The organism is Comamonas suwonensis (genome assembly GCF_012844455.2).
In the GTDB taxonomy this organism is placed as follows: Bacteria; Pseudomonadota; Gammaproteobacteria; order Burkholderiales; family Burkholderiaceae_C; genus Comamonas; species Comamonas suwonensis.
The window spans coordinates 163496-185831 of sequence record NZ_JABBCQ020000007.1 but is presented as its reverse complement, the minus strand read 5'-3'; the positions used below and the strand labels follow the sequence as shown (position 1 = coordinate 185831).

18 protein-coding genes are annotated in these 22336 nt (G+C 58.8%); 8 read left to right on the top strand and 10 right to left on the bottom strand.

From position 1 onward, the window contains the following. Positions 1 to 13: 13 nt before the first annotated feature. Together HF327_RS10090 and HF327_RS10085 are read right to left on the bottom strand one after the other, a co-directional pair. The gene (locus HF327_RS10090) at positions 14 to 1744 is read right to left on the bottom strand and encodes an FAD-dependent oxidoreductase (RefSeq protein ID WP_169108091.1); all 1731 of its coding nucleotides are present in this window, start codon (positions 1742 to 1744) and stop codon (positions 14 to 16) included. A gap of 101 nt (positions 1745 to 1845) precedes the next feature. Further along, a complete protein-coding gene (locus tag HF327_RS10085) occupies positions 1846 to 3033 on the bottom strand; it encodes an acyl-CoA dehydrogenase family protein (RefSeq protein ID WP_169108143.1) in 1188 nt (395 codons plus the stop codon). Between the two features lie 288 nt (positions 3034 to 3321). Between HF327_RS10085 and HF327_RS10080 the strand changes: the two genes are divergently transcribed. The 5 genes from HF327_RS10080 (at position 3322) to tesG (ending at position 7989) form a co-directional block, all read left to right on the top strand. Continuing rightward, entirely contained in the window at positions 3322 to 4299 is a 978-nt protein-coding gene (locus HF327_RS10080) for a flavin reductase (RefSeq protein ID WP_169108090.1), read from the top strand. A gap of 67 nt (positions 4300 to 4366) precedes the next feature. Then, on the top strand, positions 4367 to 5206 hold the full coding sequence (locus HF327_RS10075) for an alpha/beta fold hydrolase (RefSeq protein ID WP_169108089.1): 840 nt from the start codon (positions 4367 to 4369) through the stop codon (positions 5204 to 5206). A 6-nt stretch (positions 5207 to 5212) separates the two neighbouring features. After that, positions 5213 to 6007, top strand: coding sequence for a fumarylacetoacetate hydrolase family protein (locus HF327_RS10070; protein WP_169108088.1), 795 nt, complete (start codon positions 5213 to 5215; stop codon positions 6005 to 6007). A gap of 6 nt (positions 6008 to 6013) precedes the next feature. Then, positions 6014 to 6937 carry an acetaldehyde dehydrogenase TesF gene (gene tesF, locus HF327_RS10065; RefSeq protein WP_169108087.1) on the top strand — a complete coding sequence of 308 codons (924 nt, stop codon included), beginning with the start codon at positions 6014 to 6016 and terminating at the stop codon, positions 6935 to 6937. Positions 6938 to 6951: 14 nt separating this feature from the next. Further along, positions 6952 to 7989: a 4-hydroxy-2-oxovalerate aldolase TesG gene (tesG, locus tag HF327_RS10060; protein WP_169108086.1), complete on the top strand. Its 1038-nt coding sequence runs from the start codon at positions 6952 to 6954 to the stop codon at positions 7987 to 7989. A 111-nt stretch (positions 7990 to 8100) separates the two neighbouring features. Here the strand turns inward: tesG and HF327_RS10055 are convergent, their stop codons facing one another. The 6 genes from HF327_RS10055 to HF327_RS10030 all read right to left on the bottom strand — a co-directional run bounded on the left by HF327_RS10055 (position 8101) and on the right by HF327_RS10030 (position 15276). Then, positions 8101 to 8775, bottom strand: a complete 675-nt coding sequence (locus HF327_RS10055) for a PepSY-associated TM helix domain-containing protein (RefSeq protein WP_169108085.1) — start codon at positions 8773 to 8775, stop codon at positions 8101 to 8103. A gap of 42 nt (positions 8776 to 8817) precedes the next feature. Next, positions 8818 to 10917 carry a TonB-dependent receptor gene (locus HF327_RS10050; protein WP_169108084.1) on the bottom strand — a complete coding sequence of 700 codons (2100 nt, stop codon included), beginning with the start codon at positions 10915 to 10917 and terminating at the stop codon, positions 8818 to 8820. 561 nt (positions 10918 to 11478) lie between these two features. Beyond that, positions 11479 to 11682: a hypothetical protein gene (locus HF327_RS10045; protein WP_169108142.1), complete on the bottom strand. Its 204-nt coding sequence runs from the start codon at positions 11680 to 11682 to the stop codon at positions 11479 to 11481. Positions 11683 to 11900: 218 nt separating this feature from the next. Beyond that, entirely contained in the window at positions 11901 to 13079 is a 1179-nt protein-coding gene (locus HF327_RS10040; protein ID WP_169108083.1) for an MFS transporter, read from the bottom strand. Positions 13080 to 13112: 33 nt separating this feature from the next. Further along, positions 13113 to 14057, bottom strand: a complete 945-nt coding sequence (locus HF327_RS10035; protein ID WP_169108082.1) for a bifunctional OB-fold nucleic acid binding domain-containing protein/MaoC family dehydratase — start codon at positions 14055 to 14057, stop codon at positions 13113 to 13115. Between the two features lie 4 nt (positions 14058 to 14061). Continuing rightward, entirely contained in the window at positions 14062 to 15276 is a 1215-nt protein-coding gene (locus HF327_RS10030) for a thiolase family protein (RefSeq protein WP_169108081.1), read from the bottom strand. Positions 15277 to 15488: 212 nt separating this feature from the next. Between HF327_RS10030 and HF327_RS10025 the strand changes: the two genes are divergently transcribed. Genes HF327_RS10025 through HF327_RS10015 form a run of 3 tightly spaced genes read left to right on the top strand, consistent with a single transcriptional unit; the run spans position 15489 to position 19443 of the window. Then, positions 15489 to 16493: a WD40/YVTN/BNR-like repeat-containing protein gene (locus HF327_RS10025; protein ID WP_169108080.1), complete on the top strand. Its 1005-nt coding sequence runs from the start codon at positions 15489 to 15491 to the stop codon at positions 16491 to 16493. Continuing rightward, complete coding sequence (locus tag HF327_RS10020) at positions 16490 to 18979, top strand: efflux RND transporter permease subunit (RefSeq protein WP_169108079.1); 2490 nt, start codon at positions 16490 to 16492, stop codon at positions 18977 to 18979. The genes HF327_RS10025 and HF327_RS10020 overlap by 4 nt, the downstream gene beginning before the upstream one ends. Then, entirely contained in the window at positions 18979 to 19443 is a 465-nt protein-coding gene (locus tag HF327_RS10015) for a nuclear transport factor 2 family protein (protein WP_169108078.1), read from the top strand. Before HF327_RS10020 ends, HF327_RS10015 begins: the two co-directional genes overlap by 1 nt. Before the next feature lie 174 nt (positions 19444 to 19617). On the opposite strand, the gene HF327_RS10010 is transcribed toward HF327_RS10015, so the two are convergent. Both HF327_RS10010 and HF327_RS10005 read right to left on the bottom strand, forming a co-directional pair. After that, positions 19618 to 20595 carry a dienelactone hydrolase family protein gene (locus tag HF327_RS10010; RefSeq protein WP_236024127.1) on the bottom strand — a complete coding sequence of 326 codons (978 nt, stop codon included), beginning with the start codon at positions 20593 to 20595 and terminating at the stop codon, positions 19618 to 19620. A gap of 197 nt (positions 20596 to 20792) precedes the next feature. Continuing rightward, positions 20793 to 22319, bottom strand: coding sequence for a DUF1302 domain-containing protein (locus HF327_RS10005; protein ID WP_169108077.1), 1527 nt, complete (start codon positions 22317 to 22319; stop codon positions 20793 to 20795). Between the last annotated feature and the right edge of the window lie 17 nt (positions 22320 to 22336).

Here is a 22336-nt window from a genome sequence, read left to right as displayed (position 1 = left end):
ACACGCCTCCTGCTTAAACAGCCTTACCCAGCAGGTGTGGGTTTTCGAGTGGCAGAGGCTTGCCCAGCATGTCAGCCACCGCTCGGAAAGCAAATGTCATGGCTGGCCCAAGCGTAGAACCAGCGCCCGCATAAGCCGGCCCCATAACGGAAGCGGAGTTATTACCCACGCAGTACAAGCCATCAATCACCTGACCTTCGGTGTTCAGCACACGGCCTTCACGGTCAGTCAGCAAACCGCCCTTGGTGCCGATTTCGCCGGGCCACAGGCGCATGGCGTAGAACGGGCCTTTTTCGATGGGCCCCAGGTTAGGATTCTTCAGACGTGGGTCGCCGTAGTAGCGGTCAAACACGTTGCCACCGCGGTCAAAGTCCAGATCCTTGCCGGTCTTGGCGTATTCGGTCATGCGGCATGCGCTGTCCTTCAGGCCCGCAGCCTCCACACCGATCTGACCGGCCAGATCTTCCAGCGTTTCGCCCTTCCAGTACACATTATTCAACCAGCTCTTGCGCACCTTGCTGTCTGGAATGGCGGAGGCAGGCATGAGTGGTCCCATGGGGTTTTGAGCGCGGAAAGAGGCATCAAACACAATCCACGCAGGCACGCCGCCATTGCCCTTGGCATGTTCAGCCAGCATGGCTTGCTGAAACTCGGGATATGGGCCGGACTCATCCAGAAAGCGCTGTCCCTTGTTGTTGACCACCATGCAGCCAGGCAATGAACGCTCTACAAAAATACCGCGGAAGGCCGCTTCTTTAGGAACATCCATCGTCGGCACGCCCCAGGACCAATCCATCAGGTGCAATTGCGCCCCCACGGCCTGACCTGCACGGTGTGCATCACCGGTATTGCCGCCTACAGGAGTAGCAGTCCATTCGGCCTTGGTGGGCTTGGTCAGATATTGGTCGCGCATTTCCTGATTGCGCTCAAAACCACCGGCCCCCAGCATCACACCGCGCTTGGCGTTGACTTGTATGCACTGGCCGTTCTTTTCAACGATGACGCCAGTCACGCGGCCCGATGCATCCTTCACCAGTTCCTTCAGTGGCGACTTGCACCACATCTCGACCCCAACCTTGTTAGCCGCTGTCAGCAGGCCAGCGATCAAGGCCTGGCCACCGGCCATGCGGCGATCGCGCGTCGTCTTGCTGCGCCAGGGGTAGTCCAGAAAATATTTGAGCATGATGCCCACGATGGTGAAGCGCGACTTGAGTTCACGCGACAACATGGAATGCGCTTCAAACGCATTAATGCTCATCTTGCCAAACAACATGTTGCCCGTCGCTCCAGGGCGCATGGTCTCAAGCGCTGGCAAGCCCAGCTTGGCGGCGTTGAAATCCATCGGGTCCATGGTGCGCCCCCCGGGCTTGGAGCCTTCGATATGAGGGTAGTAGTCAGCGTACTTAGCCATGGCCCGGTAGGGAATGCCGATCTGGCGCAGGTACTCAGCCATCTTGCTGGCGGTTTCCACATAGGCCAGCACACGGTCATCCGTGGCCATACCGCGTACGCAACGCTTCATGTAGCTGAATGCGGTTTCAAGGTCATCTTTGATGCCCGAATTCTTCTGATCGTAATTGAGCGGAATCCAGATACCACCACCCGACAAAGCGGAGGTGCCGCCAAACAGATCTGTTTTCTCGACCAGCAACGTCTTGAGGCCCTGCTCCTGAGCGCGAATCGCCCCCAGCAGGGCTCCCGCTCCCGAGCCCACGACGATCAGGTCATATTCTTGTTCTGCCATACCTTGTCTCCGAAATCTTTGTTTTATGGATGGTCTGTCGCAAAAGAACGCTTGCGGCAGTGGCCTCTATGGACGACTGCCGCAGTTTCAGCTGATCAGATTCAGACGAAAGGTTCCTGATTAGGAATGCCCAGCACATGCGACCCATAGGCACGCACATAGGCATCCGTATTGTTGGCGATGTGGGTACGGCCCTGATGGATGTCTCGGAACACGCGCTCAATGGGGTTGCTCTTGAAGGTACCGCTGGCGGCGCAGGCACGCATCATCTCGTTGACGTGATAGCCGGTGAGCTTAGGCACATAGGAAGCCTGGGCACGCTGCAGCAGGCGTTCTTCCAGCGACAGCTGAATACCGGTCTTGGCAGCGTCCACGATGCGTGCATAGTTGCGGAACAGCACCAGCTTCAGCTGGTCCAGGGCAATGGCAGCTTCCGTCACCGCAGTCTGCGCATTCACGTCTTCGGCCATCTTGTTGCCATGCTTGCCCACGTGTGCCGTGGCACGCTCGGTGAACGAGGCAATCGTGCCTTCCAGCGCGCCCAGGCAAGCCGTTGACACGGCACGCTGGAATACATGGGTGAAGGGAATGCGGAACAGCCAGCTGGTGTTTTCCACGCGACCAGGGCAACCCGCATCGCTGTGGTCATTGGTGTACTGAATGCGGTGCGCAGGCACGAATGCGTCTTCCACCACAATGTCGTGACTGCCAGTGCCGCGCAGGCCCAGCACATCCCAGTTGTCTTCAATGCGGTAGTCGCTCTTGGGCAGCAGGAAGGTCACATGCTCAAAGCCGGGGGTGCCATCGCGCTTGGGCAGCAGTCCGCCCAGGAACAGCCAGTCGCAATGCTTGGAGCCAGTGGAGAAGCTCCAGCGGCCATTGAACTTGAAACCACCGTCCACAGGCTCTGCCTTGCCGGTAGGCATATAGGTCGAGGCAATGCGCACGCCGCTGTCCTTGCCCCAGACATCCTCCTGCGCCTGAGCGGGGAACAGACCCAGCTGCCAGGGGTGCACACCGACCACCCCATAAATCCAGGCAGTGGACATACAGCCTTTGGCCAGCTCCATCTGCACGCTGTAGAAAACGCGCGGGTCCATTTCATAGCCACCCCAGCGCTTGGGTTGCAGCACACGGAACAGACCCGCCTCGGCCATCTGCTGAACGGTTTCGTCGCTGATCTTACCTTCGCGATCTGCTTGCTGTGCGCGAGCGGCCAGCTTGGGTGCCAGCGCCTTGGCACGCTCGATCACGGCCAGCGCATCGGGGGTGAGGTAGTTGTCTGTCATTGTGTTCATTCAGGTCTCCAGTTGCCGCTCCACCGGACGGCTTGTGGTGTGGTGGGCAAGGCCTTTTTGCCTATGACAGGAATGCTCTCACCATGCAAATTCCCATTCATCGTCCGATCAGACTAACGAGTAAACATGCACAAAACCGCTCCACTCCAAGCGGGTTCAGCACAGCAAAAAACAGAACCCTAGGACAAACACCAAGACCTGTTTACCTCTGCTAGTCCATGTGAAGGATTCAAAAATTGCCCATAGCCAGCACTCTTGGAGCAAGGAGACATTCACCCCATGCAAAGTACTACAGCAACCTTCGACCCCAAAGACTTCCGCCGCACCCTGGGCATGTTCGGCACAGGGGTCACCATCGTCACCACCCGTGCCGAAAATGGCGAGCCTGTAGGAATCACCGCCAACAGCTTCAATTCGGTTTCGCTGGAGCCGCCCATGGTTCTGTGGAGTCTGGCCAAGAACGCACGTAGCCTGCCCGTATTCCAGAGCGCTCAGACCTGGAATGTGCACATTCTCTCTAACGAGCAAGAAGCCCTGTCCAACCGCTTTGCCCGAGCCGGCGAAGACAAGTTCTCGGGCCTGCCACTGGACTCAGAAGAAGCACATGCCCCTCTGCTGCAAGACTGCAGCGCGCGCTTTCAGTGCAAGACAGCCTTCCAGTACGACGGCGGCGACCACATCATTTTTGTGGGCGAAGTGACTGGCTACGACTCCAATCCGCACCCGCCTCTGTTGTATGTGACCGGTGGCTACGCACTGGCATCGCGCATGGCCAGTGCTGTGGCCAGCGAGCCTGCAGCCGATACCAATGCCGCGTATTCAGAGAATCTCATCGGCTATCTGATGGGCCGTGCTCACTTCCAATTCTTAAGCGGCCTGCGCAAGCCCATGGCGGCCTACGGTATGACGGATGCTGATTTTTACGTGCTCTCCCTGCTCAGCATCCAGCAACCTCAGTCGCCTGCCGAGATCGCCTCGCACATGGCCTACACAGGCACTGACATTGGCACCGTGGCACTGCAATCCCTCATCAGCAAAGGCTGGGTGGAAGAAAGCCGTGGTCGCGCTGAGTCACTGCAGCTGACGGCGCAAGGCAACACAGCCATCTTGCATGTGCTGGCCGCGGCCAAGGCGGTAGAGACCGATCTGATCGAAAGCCTGGGCGAGATGGAAGCAGCCACGCTGCGCAATCTGCTCAAGAAAGCGATCACCGCCACCGACCCTGGTCTGCCCAAACTCTGGCAAGCCAAGGCCTGAATGCCCATTTTTCAGCCGAAGGCCGGAGACAGCCTTCGCCAATCCACTCCAACCATAAAGAACAGAGATGAGCACTTTTTCCATCCCCGAAGGCAAATATGTGGACATCGGCAATGTGGCCGGCCAGCCCCAGCGCGTGCACTATCACGAGCAAGGCTCGGGTGATCCCGTCATCTTTTTGCACGGCGCAGGCGGTGGTGCCAGCGGCTACAGCAACTTCAAGGGCAACTACCCCGAGTTTGCCAAGGCGGGATTCCGCTCCATCGTTCCTGATCTGCTGGGCTATGGACTGTCTTCCAAGACCGAAGAGCCCAAGCAGTACGACATGGATTTCTTCATCGCTGGCGTCAAGGGTCTGGTCGACAAGCTGGGCCTGAAGAACATCACCTTGTTGGGCAACTCGCTGGGCGGAGCCGTGGCACTGGGCTATGCGCTCAAGTACCCTGAAGACGTCAAGAGCCTGATCCTGATGGCCCCCGGCGGCGTGGAAGAGTTTGAAGCCTATATGGCCATGCCCGGCATTACCAATATGTTCAACATCTACAAGTCCGGCAAGACTGGTCCCGAAGCCATGCGCGCCGTGATGAGCATGCAGGTGGTGGACCAATCGCTGCTGACCGACGAGATCATCAACGAGCGCGCCCCTATTGCACTCACACAGACCGACGCGTCGCGCCAGCGCCTGTATATCCCCAACATGACCGAACAACTGCCCGATCTGAAGTGCAATGTGCTGGGCTTCTGGGGCATGCAAGATGCCTTCAACCCTGTGGGCGGCGCTGAAAAGTTGGCAAACGGCATCAAGAACTGCCGCATCGTTCTGGTCAACCAGTGCGGTCACTGGGTACAGGTTGAGCACCGCAATATGTTCAACCGCACCTGCATCGACTTCATGCAAAACGGCTGATCCATCATGAGCGACAAGCAATTTATTGAAGCCCAAGGCCAGCGCCTATATGACGCGCTGCGCACCGCCAAGACCCTGGCTCCGCTGACCGACAGCCACCCCGAAATGACGGTGGAAGACGCTTATCACATCTCCCTGCACATGCTGCGCCTGCGTGAAGCATCGGGCGAGCGCCTGATTGGCAAGAAAATCGGCGTCACGTCCAAGCCCGTGCAGGACATGCTGGGTGTATTCCAGCCCGACTTTGGCTTTCTCACCGACAGCATGCAGTTCGAGGACGGAGCCGCCGTCTCGCTCAAAGCCTCCGGCCTCATCCAGCCCCGCGCCGAAGGCGAAATCGCTTTCATGCTCAAGAAGGACCTGCAAGGCCCGGGCGTGACCAAGGAAGACGTTCTGGCCGCTACCAAATGGGTCGCACCCTGCTTCGAAATTGTTGATTCACGCATCAATGACTGGAAGATCAAGATTCAGGACACCGTGGCCGATAACGCCTCTTGCGGCGTATTCGTCATCGGCAAGCAGCACACTGACCCGGCTTCGCTGGACCTGGCCGCAGCCTCCATGCAAATGACCAAGAACGGCCAGCCTGCAGGTGCTGGCCTGGGCAGCGCGGTGCAAGGCCACCCGGCTGAAGCGGTGGCCTGGCTGGCCAACACCCTGGGCGCTTTCGGCATTCCGTTCAAGGCTGGCGAAGTGATTCTCTCCGGCTCTCTCGCCCCTCTCGTGCCTGCCTCTGCCGGCGACCGTTTCGACATGGTCATCGAAGGCATGGGCACCTGTTCCATTCAATTCACGGAGTAAGACACCATGACGCAAAAGAAAATCAAGTGCGCACTGATCGGTCCCGGCAACATCGGCACCGATCTGCTCATGAAACTGCAGCGCTCCTCCATTCTGGAGCCTGTGTGGATGGTCGGTATCGACCCCGAATCTGATGGCCTGAAGCGCGCCCGCGAAATGGGCATCAAGACCACGGCTGATGGCGTGGATGGCCTGCTGCCCTTCGTCAAGGAAGACGGCATCCAGATCGCCTTTGACGCTACCAGCGCCTATGTCCACGCTGAAAACAGCCGCAAGCTCAACGAACTGGGCGTGCTGATGATCGACCTGACACCTGCGGCCATCGGCCCCTACTGCGTGCCCAGCGTGAATCTGGCCGAGAAGGTGGCTGAAAAGGCCATGAACGTGAACATGGTCACCTGCGGCGGCCAGGCCACCATCCCCATGGTCGCAGCGGTCTCGCGCGTGCAAGCCGTGAGCTATGGCGAAATCGTGGCGACGGTGTCCAGCAAGTCGGTAGGCCCCGGTACCCGCAAGAACATTGACGAGTTCACGCGCACCACAGCCGGTGCCGTGGAGAAGATTGGTGGCGCCCAAAAAGGCAAGGCCATCATCGTGATCAACCCGGCAGAGCCGCCGCTCATCATGCGCGACACCATTCACTGCCTGACGGTGGACACACCCAAGGTTGCCGAGATCGAAGCATCCGTGCAGGACATGATCAAGCAAGTGCAGAAGTACGTGCCCGGCTACAAGCTGGTCAACGGCCCGGTCATCGACGGCAACCGCGTCTCCATCTACATGGAAGTCGAAGGCCTGGGCGACTACCTGCCCAAGTACGCCGGCAACCTGGACATCATGACCGCCGCTGCCGCGCGCACGGCTGAGATGTTTGCTGAAGAAATCCTGGCTGGCCGCTTTGAGCCCGCTGAAGTCGCTGTTGCAGCCTGATCTAGGAGAAGAACATGTCCCTCAAAGGTAAGAAAATCACCGTTCATGACATGACGCTGCGCGACGGCATGCACCCCAAGCGCCACCTCATCTCGCTGGAACAAATGAAAACCGTGGCCTGCGGTCTCGATGCAGCTGGCGTGCCCCTGATCGAAGTCACCCACGGTGACGGTCTGGGCGGCAGCTCCGTCAATTACGGCTTCCCCTCCCACACCGACGAAGAGTATCTGGGTGCCGTCATCCCGCTCATGAAGCAGGCCAAAGTGTCCGCCCTGCTGCTGCCCGGCATCGGTACCGTCGACCACCTGAAGATGGCCTACGACCTCGGCGTCTCCACCATCCGCGTGGCCACCCATTGCACCGAGGCCGATGTGTCCGAGCAGCACATTTCCATGGCCCGCAAGATGGGCATGGACACGGTGGGCTTTTTGATGATGGCGCACATGAACAGCGCCGAAGGTCTGGTCAAGCAGGCCAAGCTGATGGAAAGCTACGGTGCCAACTGCATCTACATCACCGACTCGGCCGGCTATATGCTGCCTGACGACGTAAAAGAGCGCCTGTCTGCCGTGCGCCAGGCACTGAATGCGGAGACCGAGCTGGGCTTCCATGGTCACCACAACATGGCGATGGGCATTGCCAACTCACTGGCTGCGATCGAAGTCGGTGCCAACCGCATCGACGCGGCAGCCGCCGGCCTGGGCGCTGGTGCCGGCAACACCCCCATGGAAGTGCTGATTGCCGTGTGCGCCCGCATGGGCATTGAAACCGGCGTGGACGTGTTCAAAATCCAGGACGTCGCCGAAGACCTGGTGGTCCCGCTGATGGACTTCCCCATCCGCATCGACCGCGATGCGCTGACACTGGGCTACGCTGGCGTGTATGGCAGTTTCCTGCTGTTTGCCAAGCGCGCTGAAGCCAAGTACGGCATTCCCGCGCGCGAGCTGCTGCTGGAGCTGGGCCGCCGCGGCATGGTGGGCGGTCAGGAAGACATGATTGAAGACACGGCCCTGACCATGGTTCGCAACCGCAAGGCGGCTGTCACGGCCTAAGCCGTTTTCTTCAGGTTCTCATTTCCACTTTGGATTCGGGTTCAGTGGCTGCTTGGGACGGCCACTGAACCTTTTTTTATGGAGCATCAGCACCCCACATTCCATGGCAACTCAAGCTGTGAAGCCAAGCAACAACAAAAGTCCAAGACTGCTTCCCCCAATACCCAAAGCCAATAAGCGACAGCCATGCAACTTCGTCCAGAGCAAGATGCCCGTCAACGACAGTGCAATCAAGGCACCGGCCAGGGTGTCTGTGAGCAAGATCCAGGCCGCAGATGCACCGGTTGCCATGTGCAGCCGGTTCAGCTTGGCCAGCAAATTGGGGTCCATGCGCTTGCTCGATACCGACTGGTTGCCCACCCAATATTCTGCATTGACCGTGGCCTTTGGGACAGCAAAGGCAATCTGCCAGCGCTCAGGCTGCCTGGCACCGGGCCAGGGTGTGGGGCCTGAGGCCTCCACCTTTTTCTGATGCGGTGGTTTGCTAATCCCCAGCTCCTGCTGCAATTGCCGCACCAGTGCATCAATATCTGCAGGCTGCTGCGCCAGACTGAGCTGCCACTGGGTGTTGTCATACGCAGGGCCGGGTATCTTCATCGTGGCCCGATGATTGAGCAGCAGGCCCGTGGCGCCAAACAACAAGCCAAGAGCGGCACCCCAGATACCCAGCCAGGCATGGACGCGGCGCAGCCATTTGAGAACGACCGGCCGATGCCAGCGCGCCGGAACAAACAAATGTCCGCCACCGGACTTTGCCGGTCGCGGCGTGATCGGTTCACCGCTCATCCCCGGTTCCGCCTTTATCGATGGACGTATAGCGCTCATTTTTTAGAAGCGATAGCGCGCCACAACCTGGGCAGAGCGCGGCGCACCTGGCAGGTTGAGGTTGGGCGAGCTGCCATGACCGGCGACGATATAGCGGCGATCCAGCAGGTTGTTGAGCTTGAGCTGTACATCCCAGACACCCATGCGGTAGTAGGCCATGGCATCCACCGTCACGTAGCCAGGCAAGGTCACAGTGTTACCTGGATTGGCAAACCGGGCCCCCACATAGTTCAGCCCCCCGCCCAGACCAAAGCCGTGACCCAGCGCTTTGGTTAGCCAAAGGTTGGCACTGTGCTTGGCGGTCAGCGTGGGACGCTTGCCCTGCACGGGCTGGCCTGCATCAACAGCTGGCGATGTCGTCATTTCACCGTCAAGGAAGGCATAGCCTGCCCAGATCTGCCAGGAGGGCACAATTTCACCCGCAAAGGTCAGCTCCAAGCCATTGGTGCGCTGTACACCCAGAGGCACAACGGTATTGGTTGTGGGGTCGGTGCTCTTGATATTGGTGCGCTCCAGCTTGAACAGCGAAGCTGTGACCGACGCCTTGCCATCCGGCAGATCCCACTTGACACCAACCTCCTGGCTGGTCGTCTTCTCCGGTGCCAGTTGCGCATTGCTCGCAGCCAGCGCAAAGGTTTCACCCGAGGGCTGGAAGGACTTGCTCCACGAAGCATAGTAAGACCACGCAGACGATGGCTGATAGACCAGACCGATGCGCGGGCTCCAGGCTGTGTCCGTGCGACCCAGATCCGGCTTGCCGGGCTGGCGCTCATGCGTGTCCTGCTGGAAACGGTCGTAACGCACGCCCGCCAGAGCCTTCCACTGTGGGGTAATGGTGACCAAGTCCTGCAGGTATACGCTGGCCACCTTGAAGACGCTTTGATTGTCTGCCGAAGGCTTGCCATCAATGCGCCGCGGCAGGGTTGGCAGCACCGGATTCAAGAGCGAGACGGTCGCCACATTGGCCCGGCTGTATGAGATCAGCTCCTTGCTCTGGCGACCGAATTCAAAGCCATACAGCAGCTGATGCTTCATCCCCGCCAGCTCCAGCTTTTGCGTCAGCTCGGTCTGATTGAAGAAGCCGCTTTCGTCACGCTGCAGATCACCCCGGGTCAGCGATGCAGTCATCGCCTTCTCATTGACCGAACCGACCAGCGTGTTGCTTCTTTCCAGCGAATAGTCGTAGTAGCGGAATGCATTGCGCAGCGACAAGCTGTCGCTGATACGGTGATTCAAGGTCGCACCCAGCGATGCCACCTCGGCTCTGCTCACATCCACATCCCTGGCATTCGCCGCGCCGTAATAGGTGCCCGGGGCCACGTTGACGGGCCTGCCCTGATATGCGGGTATACCGAAATCCGTCAACCGGCTGTCTTTGAGATAGTCGGCCTGCAGCAGCACACTGGTGTCGGCGCTGGGTTTGATCAACACTGATGCGGCCATTGCCTTGCGATCCAGAAACTGCTGGTCACGATAGCTGTCGGCGCGCTCGACGGCGCCGGTCAGGCGATAAGACACCACACCGCCCTCTGGTGCACGGGCCAGGTCGAACTCGCCCCGGCGCTGGTTCCAGCGCCCAAGTGTCAGACCCACTTCGCTGAAGTTGCCTCCCGGCTTCTTGGTGATGCGGTTGATCAATCCGCCCGATGAGCCACGCCCATAGAGCACCGACGCAGGGCCTTTGAGCACTTCAATCTGCTCAATATTGGACAAGTCCCTGAAGTACAGCGCGTCATCGCGCAAACCATCCACAAACTGATCGGCAATGGCTGAGAAGCCGCGAATGGTGACCTGATCGCGCTGACCATCGCCATGAGACAGGCCCACGCCAGGCACGGCTTTGAGGGCATCTTGCATGGACTGCGCGACCTGATCACGCAGCAGGCTCTGCGGCACCAGATTCACGGTCTGAGGGATATCGCGCAGCGGTGCCTCAATCTTGGTTGCGCTCGTTGCCGTAGGCGGGTTGTAGCTGGGATCGAGCTGGCGATCGCTGCGAACCTGCACCTCCCCCAGTGTCACTTCCGATGCTTGCTGCGCCCACGCTGCGCCAGAAAAAGCCAGCCCCAATGCCGCGGCCAGCGGTGAATACCTTAATGCCATAAATGCCTCGTTATATGAAGTTTTTAATGCGGCTTGGCGGGTATCTACCGAAACAGTGACTACGGCATCAATTGGCTACAACCTATGTGCTGTGCGAAAGCGCGTGAATCATAGTCGAGAATGACTCTCATTTACCTGTACTTTACAGTACAGAAATCATGGAAAAATAGAAGTCTTGTAGGCAGCTTTGGAAGCTCAAAAATCATGCGGAGGCCACACAGTGCTGTTTCAGCGCGAGGTCGACATGCCGGGTTGCCTCGTGCTGTTTTCCAAGCGAGCGGAAGCCCAAGCCGCGCGCGTTGGAACGGGGCCGCTGAGCCATGGTTGGCGATCAGGAAGACATGATGAAAGACACGGCTCTGACCACAATGCGCCAGCGAAGTAGCTGCGCGGTTCAAGCCGTTTTCCTCGGGCTCTCACTTCCTCAATGAGTTCGTGTTCAGTGGCGGCCTAGGGCGGCGACGGAACCTTTTACATGGAGAAGTGCAAGAAGCGAAGAGAGGGATAAAAGAGAGCGAAAAGCAGACCGGCTAGTCCCCAGCGCAGGGACCAGCTCGAAACTCAATAGCGGGATGCCAAAACGGTTTGCCAGGACTTATGTGCGCTGGCCATGCTGATGCCGGCAGGCAGCTTGACTTGCGAATCAGCCTGCGCAGCAGCGGCTGCGTTTTGCTGCAGATTCGTGGCAGGCAGAGACAGCGCCAGCGCTGCCAAGCCAAGCCCTAGAAGCCGTACCCTGTTCATCAGTTGAGAAGGCTTTTTCATCGTCGTCTCCTTTGCTATGCCAGCGTTAACGTCTTGAGCTTCTAACGCCCTATTTGCTTGCAGTATCGCCAGCGCAAGAAATGCAACATCGTCCATTTCAACGAACAGGTATTTACCTAAGGTTCAACCCCTAAGCTTTAACTGTCCGGCAATGAAAAGCGCCTGTCATTGACAGGCGCCTAGCAAGAGGAAACTATGAAATCTGTAGCTACTAGCGCTTATCCAGCGTGCACCAAAAGCTGATTTAACCGTGATTTTTTACTCAGCAGCAAATGGAGGACAGGTACCACGCTGGAAGCCAGTGCGAACCACAGCACAGGCTCAATTCCCTGCGCCCCCATGAGCTTGCCCGCCACACCCGGCCCCACCATGGAAGCCAGTGCAAACGCACCCGGCACCAGCACAATGGCGCGCCCCGAAGGGTCGATACGCGCAATATGAGCCGTCTGTAGAACGCAGCCGCAGGTAAAGGCAAACTCCCATAGCCAAGCACCGGCGGCATAAAAGCCAAAACCCGTGGCGGATGCCAGCAGACCCAGCCCGCCCATCAGGCCCAGCAAGGTCACACTCAGCCCCCTCGCCAGCGACCAGCGCGCCCCCACTCCGGCAATGCAGAAAGCCGCCACGCTGCCCAGCAGCTTGAGCACGGCAAAGACCACCCCCATGTCCGTCGCACTGACAGACAGGTGGACACCAATGCGCTCCAGAAACGCCCACAGACCGACATTGCCGACCAGAAACAGCCACAGCACGGCCAGCGCCCACCAGGCTTTCACAGGCGTGCGATGAGGCTGAATGGTCAGCGCATCGGTTAAGAGTGTTGAACGGGCGTGTGCCCCACTTGGTACCCAGAAGACGGAGAGTCCCAGCAGCAGCACCAGCGCTGCCAAGGCCCAGGCGGCACCTGCATACTGAAAGCGGGCAATCAGCAGCGGCGGCAGCGCAAACAGCACCGCCGCCGTCACCGAAAGCTCCACCCCCTGACGCACGCCAAAGGCGCGTTCCTTGTTGGGCAAATCGGAAAGCATCCGCATGCCCAGGCAAGTCATGGTCGACGCAAAAAAGCCGGTACAAGCCCAGCTGACATACAGCAGCGGCAAGGCCTGCACCATGGCGCTGAGCGCAAAGCACAGCGCCGTACCCATGGCACCCACCACCGTCAGCCAGCGCCAGTTGAGCCGGTTCATCCAGACGGGCGCGCCCAGCGTTCCCAGCAGATAGCCGCCAAAGCAGATGGAGCCCAGCAGGCCCACCTGCTCAGGCGGCAGATGAAAGCTGTCAGCCAGGCTACCCAGCAGCACTGGCAACGTATTGAACGGCAGGCCACCAATGGTGGAGGCCAGACTGGCCGCCAGCATGAGCGCGACCACATTTTGAGGTTTGAAGGTCGCGCCCATGTCGGTCTTTCGCTGTCGTTCTGCTCGCGCAGATTACATGTACAGAATCACCAGATCATTGATGACCGCAGGGCGGTCCTGGCCGACCACATGGACGTTGATTTCCATGGTGGCCTGCACCCCGCTCTTGACTTGCTCAACCGCCTTGATACGCGCACGGGCGCGAATCTTGCAGCCAGAGGGAACAGGCGATGGGAAGCGCAGACGATCCGAACCGTAGTTGACCATGTTGTTGAAATCAACCACCTCGTAGTCCAGCGGGATCTGAAGCTGGCTGGCCAGCACCTGAACCAGAGCGCCATGGGCGATGGTGGTGCCAAACGGGCTCTTCTCACGCGCTTGCACGGGGTCGGTGTGAATCCAGTAGTCATCGCCCGAGAGCTTGGCGAAGTCATTGATGACTTCCTGGCTTACGGTGAACTCGTTGGACCAGGGACTGTATTCCTCTGAGACCAGCGACTTCATGGCATCGATGTCCTTGACGGAAATCTTGCGCTTGGGTGCCGCGTTTTCCTCCACGGCAGCGGCGGCCGATGCAGCCTCTTCTTCGGCCTTGATGACCGAAGGATGACTGCCCGCCTTGTCGGTAAAGCGCAGCAGCGTAATCTCACCGGGACGGTCGTCAAACACGGGGCGCACCGCCATGCCAACCTTCAGCGCTTCAGGATCGACACCCACCATGGTGGTGTTGATGCGAACGCCTTCTTTCAGCTCAACCACAGCCAGTGCCTGAGGCATCTCGTCCGTGAACTCGGGCATGGTGGGAATGCGCGCAATGGTGAAGCTGTACAGCGTACCTTCGCCGGAGACCTTGCTCCACTTCAAGGAGCGGGATCCGCAGGTGGGGCAATGGGTGCGGGGGAAAAACAATGAATGTCCGCGATCGCATTGCTGAATGCGGACTTCATGGGATTTGAGGCCTTCCCAGTACGGTGCAGAAATTTCCGTGGGATGGGGCAGAGGTTTGTTCCAGGCCATGTTCTTATGCTCCCCGCAGGATCAAGGCGCCCTGCTCGCTCATCACACCACCGGTGCCGGACACATAGGCCAGATCGTTGCGACCCAGCTGTCTGTCGCCTGCTCGGCCCTGAATCTGGTGCACCGCTTCAATCACTTGCGACATACCGCCCGCTGTGCCGGACTGGCCGAAGCTCAGCTGACCGCCGTGGGTGTTCATGGGGAAGTTGCCCTTGAAGGTGAAGTCGTTGTTGCGCAGGAAGTCCATGCCCTTGCCCTTTTCGCAAAAGCCCGCATCTTCCAGCGACAGCATCACGGTGATCGTGTAGCAGTCATAGATCTGCGCCATGTGCATGTCGGAAGGTCGCATGCCCGCCATCTCGAATGCCTTGGCAGATGCTGGGCCGATGGGTGTTTTAAGCATGTCGGCCATGTACGTGGGCGACTTGCTGCTGACATGCTCGCCGCAGCCAACGATGCTGACGGGGCGGTGCTTGGTCGTCTTGGCGCGGTCCGCGCGGGTGACGATCATGGCACCACCACCTGCGGCGGGCAGCACGATTTCCAGCACGCGCAGAGGCTCGGCCACCATGCGCGAGTTCAGCACATCATCCACTGTGATGGGCTGGCCGTAGAACATGGCGTTGGGGTTGTGGCAGGCGTTGAAGCGCTGATCCACACTGATGCGCGCAAGCGCCGCTGCATCGTAGCCATACACCGCACCATAGCGCTGGGCAATCATGGCGTAGCCGGTGTTCTGGGCCATATGGCCATAAGGCAGGTCCATCTCGGCTTCAGGCGCACCAAAGCGGGTGCTGTGGCCGCCAAAACGGCTGGCCTTCATGACTTCCTTGATGTGGTCGTCATGCTCAGAAATCGGTGCCATGCGCGATGGCAGCACGCAGACCACGGTGTTGCACAGGCCCAGCTCAATCGCTGCGGCTGCACGCCACACCATGGCGACGGAGCTGGCTCCGCCCAGATCCACGACCTCGGCAAAGTTCAGACGCACGCCCAGGTATTCACCCGCCATGGCAGGCACAAAGCAACTGGCTTCATGAAAGTGCGGGGCGCTGGTGATCAGACCATCGACCTCGGACAACTCCATGCCCGCGTCCTCCAGAGCCTGCAGCGTCAGATCCGCAACCTGTTCCAGATGGAACATGCGTGGCGCTGTCGCGTATTTCTCCGGTTTGTACTGTGCAACGCCTACCAGCGCCGCTTTTCCTTGCAAACCCATATATCTCCCTTACCAAGAAAGTGTTCATTCATTGTCGGAATGAAGCGGACTGAATCCATCGTCTGTAGAGACTAAAAAACCGGCCCAGTACATACCCCTAATTCTCAGAGCAAACGTCCATTCGGACGATGTTGCCAAAGCCCCAAATCAAGAACCTGCCCTGGTGTTTGCAATACATGCACATGCGTGTAATGAATCAATAAGGAGACAACGTGAAAACAGCCGTCGGTATCGGCGCAGCAGCATTGGTGGCCTTTGCCTCTGCGCTCGCCTTTGCACCTCGCACCCCACCCCCACTGGCCCCCACAACGATTGGCGTTGAGCGCAGCCACTTCAACACCGTCACTCAGGTGGGCGACAGGCTGCTGGCCGCCGGTGCTCTGGGTGGAATCCTCTACTCTGACGATAAAGGCGTGACCTGGACCTCTGCCAAGCTCAGCCAGGACCGCCAGGCCCTGCTCGTCAGCATTGCTTTCGCACCCGACAAGAAAACCGGTTTTGCCGTGGGTCACGAAGGCTGGATGCTGCGTACCAAGGATGCTGGCAGCACCTGGGAGGAAGTCGCTTTCTCCAAAGAAAACGGCGAGCCGCTGATGTCGATTGCACGCCTGCCTTCAGGTGACTGGATCAGCGTCGGCGCTTTTGGCCGCGCCATCACCTCCAAGGACAACGGCCAGACCTGGGGGCCGCTGACGCTGCCTGCCGAAGTCGAAGACAAACACATGAACCGCATTGCCAGCACTGAAGATGGCAAGAACTGGCTGATCGTGGGCGAGCGCGGCCTAGTCATCAAGTCCACGGACTCTGGCGAGACATGGCAAATTGAGCCCGAGTTCTACAACGGCTCCTTCTACAACGCCATGTCTACCCGCGAAGGTGGCTGGCTGATCTACGGCATGCGCGGCAACGCATTTGTGCAGACCGCACCAGGCGAGCAGTGGATCAAGTCCACGATTCAGGCCCCCATCTCCTTCTTCGGCCACGCCCAGGAAAAAGACGGAACCATTGTTCTCGTCGGCCAGGGCAGCATGCTGGGCATGAGCAAGGACGGCGGTAAGACTTTCACGCTGCAGCGCGCCAAAGGCCGCGCAACCCTGACCGACATCGTGCTGACCGGCCCTGACAGCGGTTGGATTTCCAGCGACGCAGGCTTGCAGCCCTTCCCTCCATCTCAGGCCAAGGCAGCCGCATCCGCTGACCAAGGAGCGAAACAATGACTTTGAGCGAACCCACCAGCCGACTGGACCGGATGATTGCAGCGACCGCGCGCTGGCTGATTTCGTGGAGCAAATCCATCGTCGTTCTGACGCTGATTGCCACGGTACTGCTGGCCATTTCTGCCACGCGCACCCATCTGGACCCCGGCTTCAACAAGCTGATTCCCATGCGTCATGACTACATGACGGCTTTCCTCAAGCACGCCAGCACCTTCTCGGGTGCCAACCGCATTCTGGTGAGCGTGGAGTGGAAGGGCCAGCAGGGCGACATCTACAACAAGGAATTTCTGGATGCGCTGCGCGGTGTGACGGACGAGGTGTTCTTCACCCCCGGTGTGAATCGCGGCCAGGTGTATTCGCTGTACACCCCGAATGTGAAGTACATCGAGATCACCGAAGTAGGCTATGTGGGCGAGGTGCTGATTCCCTCTCGCTTTGAAGCCAACGAGGAAGGTCTTGCCAAGGTGCGCTCCAACGTGGCCAAGTCCGGCCAGATTGGCTCGCTGGTCAGCAACGACCTGAAGTCCGCCATGGTGCGCGCCGACTTGCTGGAAGTGGATCCCAAGACCGGCGAAAAGCTGGACTATCACCAGGTCGCCCAGCGACTCGAAGAGATTCGCAGCAAGTTTGAAAGCAAGGACATCTCCATCCACATCATTGGGTTCTCCAAGGTATTGGGTGATGTGATGGACGGCCTGAGCACAGTGATGACGTTCTTCGCCATCGCGTTCGTGATCACCACCATCATGCTGCGCATGTACACCAAGTCCACCAACCTCACCGTGGTGGGCCTGGCTGTGGCCTTGCTGCCCGTGATCTGGCTGCTGGGTATCTTGCCGCTGATTGGTTACGGCATCGACCCCATGTCGATTCTGGTGCCCTTCCTGATCTTCTCCATCGGCGTCTCGCACGCGGTGCAGATGACAGGTGCATGGAAGCATGATGTGCGCGCCGGCTTGAGCTCCAAGCTCGCCGCCGAGAACGCAATTCGCAAGCTGGCCATTCCCGGTGCACTGGCGCTGCTGACCAACGCCCTGGGGTTCATGGTCATCATGCTGATCGACATCCCCATCGTGCATGAACTGGGCCTGACCGCCTGCATGGGCGTGCTGCTGATGATCATCACCAACAAGGTTTTCCTGCCTGCGGTGCTGGCCAATCTGCGTCTGGAAAAGAAGGCGATGCAAGCGCCCTCTTCGACATCCAACGGCCGCAACCCCATCTGGTGGAAGCTGTCGGGTCTGGCCGAATCGCGCCCCGCTCTGCTGACGCTGGCGGTGTCGCTGGTGCTGCTGGCCGTGGGCACTTACGAGTCTCGAAATCTGCTGACAGGTGACGTGGGCACTGGCGCTCCCGAGTTGCGCGCCGAATCGCGCTACAACCGCGACAACGACAACATCATCAGCAACTACTCCATTGGTATGGATGTGCTGTCGGTCTTCGTGGAAACCTCCAACCTCGAAGAAAGCTGCCTGAACTGGCAGGTGATGAATGCCGTCGAGCGTTTTGACGCCCGCATGCGCCGCGTGGATGGCGTTCAATCGGTCTCTACTGTCTCCGGCCTGGCCAAGATTGCAGCATCCAGCAACAACGAAGGCAATCCCCGCTGGGCTGCTCTGCAGCGCACGGAAGCGTCTTTGCGCTCCGGTGCCAAAGCACTCTCGCCTGATCTGGGTCTGAACACCGAAGGCTGCAAGGTCATCAACCTGCAGGTCTTCCTGAAGAACCACGAAGGCGCGACACTGACCCATGTGGTCAATGAAGTGCGTGACTTCATCGCCGCGGACAAGACGCCGAACGTCAAGTTCCTGCTGGCTGGCGGCAACGCCGGTGTGGCCGTCGCGACCAATGAGGCTGTTGAGCACGCTGAAGTGCAAATGCTGGGCTCCATCTTCGGCGCCATCACACTGCTGTGCTGGTTGACCTTCCGCAGCTGGCGTGCCGTGCTGTGCATCGTCGTGCCTCTGGCCATCGTCTCCATTCTCTGCAATGCCTTGATGGCCATGCTGGGCATTGGCCTGAAGGTTCCTACGCTGCCCGTGGTCGCACTGGGTGTGGGTGTGGGCGTGGATTACGGCATCTACCTGTTCGAGAGCATGCAGCACGAGCTGCGCGAGCGCGACATCTCGCTACGCGAGGCTTTCTATGAGGCCATGCGCCAGCGCGGCAATGCCGCCATCTTTACAGCGCTGACCATGTCGATTGGCGTGGGTACCTGGGCCTTCTCGGCTCTGAAGTTCCAGGCCGACATGGGTATCTTGCTGGCCTTCATGTTCCTGGTGAACATGCTGGGAGCCATCTTCCTGCTGCCCGCCATGGCGGCCTGGCTGAATGTGGGCCCGGCTGAAGCCAAGGCCCGCGCCAAGCGCATGCAAAAGCAGCAAGGCACAAAAGCCGCAGCCAGCCCCAGCAGCACAGGTGGCATCAGCCATGCGGGCGGCATGCTCAAGCCCGAGCCCCAGTCGTCCGTGAACGGAAAACTGTGATGAGGACTGCAGCAAGCACGCTGGAGCAGCTTCTTCTCGAGCATGCTCTGGCCCAGACCCTGACTCGCTATGCCACGGCATGCGACACACGCAACTGGGACTTGCTGCAGCAGGTTTTCACACCTGACTGCACCACAATCTATGGCGGCGGCTACACCTGCGAAGGTGTGGCCGGGGTCCGCCATATGATCAGCACACACCTCGACGGCTGCGGCCCCACCCAGCACCTGCTGGGCAACCTGGAAGTGGATGCCAGCAACCCGGCCCGCCCGCGCAGCAAAATGCAGGTGCGCGCAGTGCATCAAGGGCTGGGTGAGCGCGCTCATCTGCGCTATGACGCCATTGGCTTTTATGAAGACGAATGGCTGCAGCTGCCGCAAGGCTGGCGCATTCAAAAGCGCAGCATGACCATGCTGCTGGAGATTGGTGATCGCTCAGTGCTCCAGCCTGCACCCAAGTCCTGAAAACTTCCATCAACGATCAGGCCGCACAGCTCGCTGTGCGGCTTTTTTCATGTCCTCCAACTTCCAACTGGACTACTAAATGCATAGCTGCCTGCGCTTATCAAATAAGCGCCAACGGCTTATCTGGCATAAAAAAGCCAGCTTTAAGCTGGCCTTTGCAGAGTTCAGAAAGCGCTACATCTCAAACCGTGCCTTGAGAAACTGCAGCAACTGCTTGCTCCCCAGGCTACGAGCGGACTCATCACGACCAGCGATATAACCAACCTTGACGCAGTCGCCCAGCGCCTTGCCGCTTTGCACCCGAATCTGGTAGCGGGTCTGACGATCAGGCTGAGCACCTGCAGGAATCAATGGCTGACCGTTCAAGACCGGAAAGTACTTGTCATTGAACTCAATCGTGCAACCCGCCAGGTAGGGGCGGCTCGTCATCTCGCGCGGTTTGTCACTTTCCCAGTCATGGCCTGCCTTGGCGTAGACCACCGTGCTGACATCAGAGCCTGCTTTACGCAAAATGGCTTCCTGCTGGGCACAGGCAACAAGGTCGTTCGATGCATCCTCTCCTGCTCTGAAGCTGAGCAGCGGCGAGCCCGTAGTTTTTTGTGACTGCAGCAGCGCGTAGCAAGGACCGTAAAAGTCCACATGCATGGCAAAAGGCTGAATAAAAGGTGCCAATTTGTCGCGAATACGTGCGTCCATGCTCATACGCGCCGCGATCCCGCCTTTGGAAAATCCCATCACCCCAATGCGCCAGCCATCAATGGCAGGGTGTTTGTTCAATGCCTTGAGCGCTGCGTAAGCATCGGCCACGGCATCGAACTCGGAGGTGCCCATGATCTTGAGGGCATAAGGCATCTCCTCGCTGATGCCACGCGGCTTGAAGTTATCCACCAGCAGCGCAGCAATGCCGTTGTCTGCCAGCATCTGCGCAGTTTCGTTCTCACGTCCGGGAATGGCTCCAGCGCTACCAGGCAGGACCACCATGGCTGGCACCTGTTTTTTCTCGCTGGCTCCCTTGGGCAAAAACAGCTTGCCCATACCCATCGTCGCTTCTGCCTTGGCAGGCTGATTGAGCAACACATCAAGGTCATATGGGCTGCTGGATTTGAAACGAATTTCACCCTGCGTCTCGCTGCGCAGTTCCGTGGGTGGCATCAAAGGAGCGACTCTTGGCAACGGAGGCAAAGCATCGAACATGTGTTGAGCCCAAGCCGCCGAACTCAAGAGGCTCAGAGCAACAGCCCCCAGGGGCATGGCAATTGTCTTTGTCAGAATGTGCATTTGTTTACATCCCCGTTCAAACACAAAAGCCCGGAGAGCCGGGCTTTTGTGGGGTTGGCTCGTCGCAGTGCTTAGAACGAGTACTTGGCTGTGACGGACAGCTGATCGCGGTCTGCCAGAGGACGTGCGCGCAGAGCATCCGTAGATGGATTGCCCAGGTAGTTGATGTAGGCAACGCTGATCGCGAGATTGCTCTTGCGCACAAACGTTGCACCCAGGCTCAGACGGCTGTCGCTTTGGCCACCACCGAAGGTGCCGACCAGAGCGCGACCACGCAGTTGCGACTGGTAGCTGATAGGAATGTTCAGATCCCAGCCTTCAAAAACACCGGGGTAGCTCAGTGTCAAAGTTGCACCAGCCACCAGCGAATTGCGAGTCTTGAAGTTCAGGTTGTCGACACTGCTGCCATCAGCCACGCTCATCACACGCGAACCCGAAACTTCAGCCAGCAAAGACATGTCGTCTGCAATCGCTGTACGGCCGATATTGAAGATACCGCCCACGTTACCCTGCACCACATCACCACGCACAGGCGTCCCAGAGCCATTGAGCACAGGCGTACCCTTGCGATAGCTGACTTCGGTATAGCCGGAGAACTTGCCGAAGGTGGAGCTGGCTGTTGCACCCACCATATGGATGTCATCGAAATAACGCACCTGATAGCCCGTAGGAGTACGGCCATTCATGTTCACCACCAGAGATGGCGTGCGATCGTTGTAGTTCAGGTAGTAGAGACCGACTTCGGTTTCATCGGTGACGCGGAAGCGACCACCAACGCCCCACTGACCAGTGCTGCTGGGGCGAATATCGTTACCACGCTTAAGACCTGCACAGTTCGCCCCCATGTAGACGCCCAGGCAGGATGCACCTGGACCCAAGGCATTGCTGGTGCTGGTGTACATGCCAGGTGCAGGCAGCAGGGTTTCATGGAAACCAAACTGATAATGCGCCAGCAGCGACAGCTTGGGGTTCACTTCCAGAGAAGCCGAAATCTGATCTTCCGGCAGCAGGATTTCCTTGACTTCAGCACCAGGAGAGGCTGCCTTGGCCGCATCGCTAGGGCCTTGAGCCGAAGCGATATTGGCAAACAGATTGGACTCACCCCAGTTCACGACCTGCTTACCCAGTCGAACGGTAGCGCGGCTTTCACCCAGGTTAAAGCTGGTGTAGGCATAGGTATCCAGCAGACGTGAGTAGCCACCACCGTAACGCTTGGCCGCCGAGTTGAACTCATTGACGGGACCCGGCGTGCTGATGAAACGGCTCTTGTTGTCATTGCTGCCGTGATACACGTCGTCATAGAAAGTGCTGGCATTCAGCACAAAGCCGCTGTCGCCCTTGGACAGTTTGCTTTCCCAGACAGCACCCAGACGATTCGCAGTGAGGGAGCCCTTCTTGAAGTTGTTGTTACCGTCGGTATTCAGAACCGGGGATGGATTCTCCAAACGCACACCCAAGCCATAGCTCATGTTCAGACGCCAGTCGAACTTGACGCCATCGCCCAGCTCAATGGTCTCCCCCGCGTGAACAGCACCCATACCCAGAGACAGCAGCGCAGCCACGGCAATGGGGGTGAGTTTCTTTATATTGTTTTTCATAGTGAATTGCTCGTTGA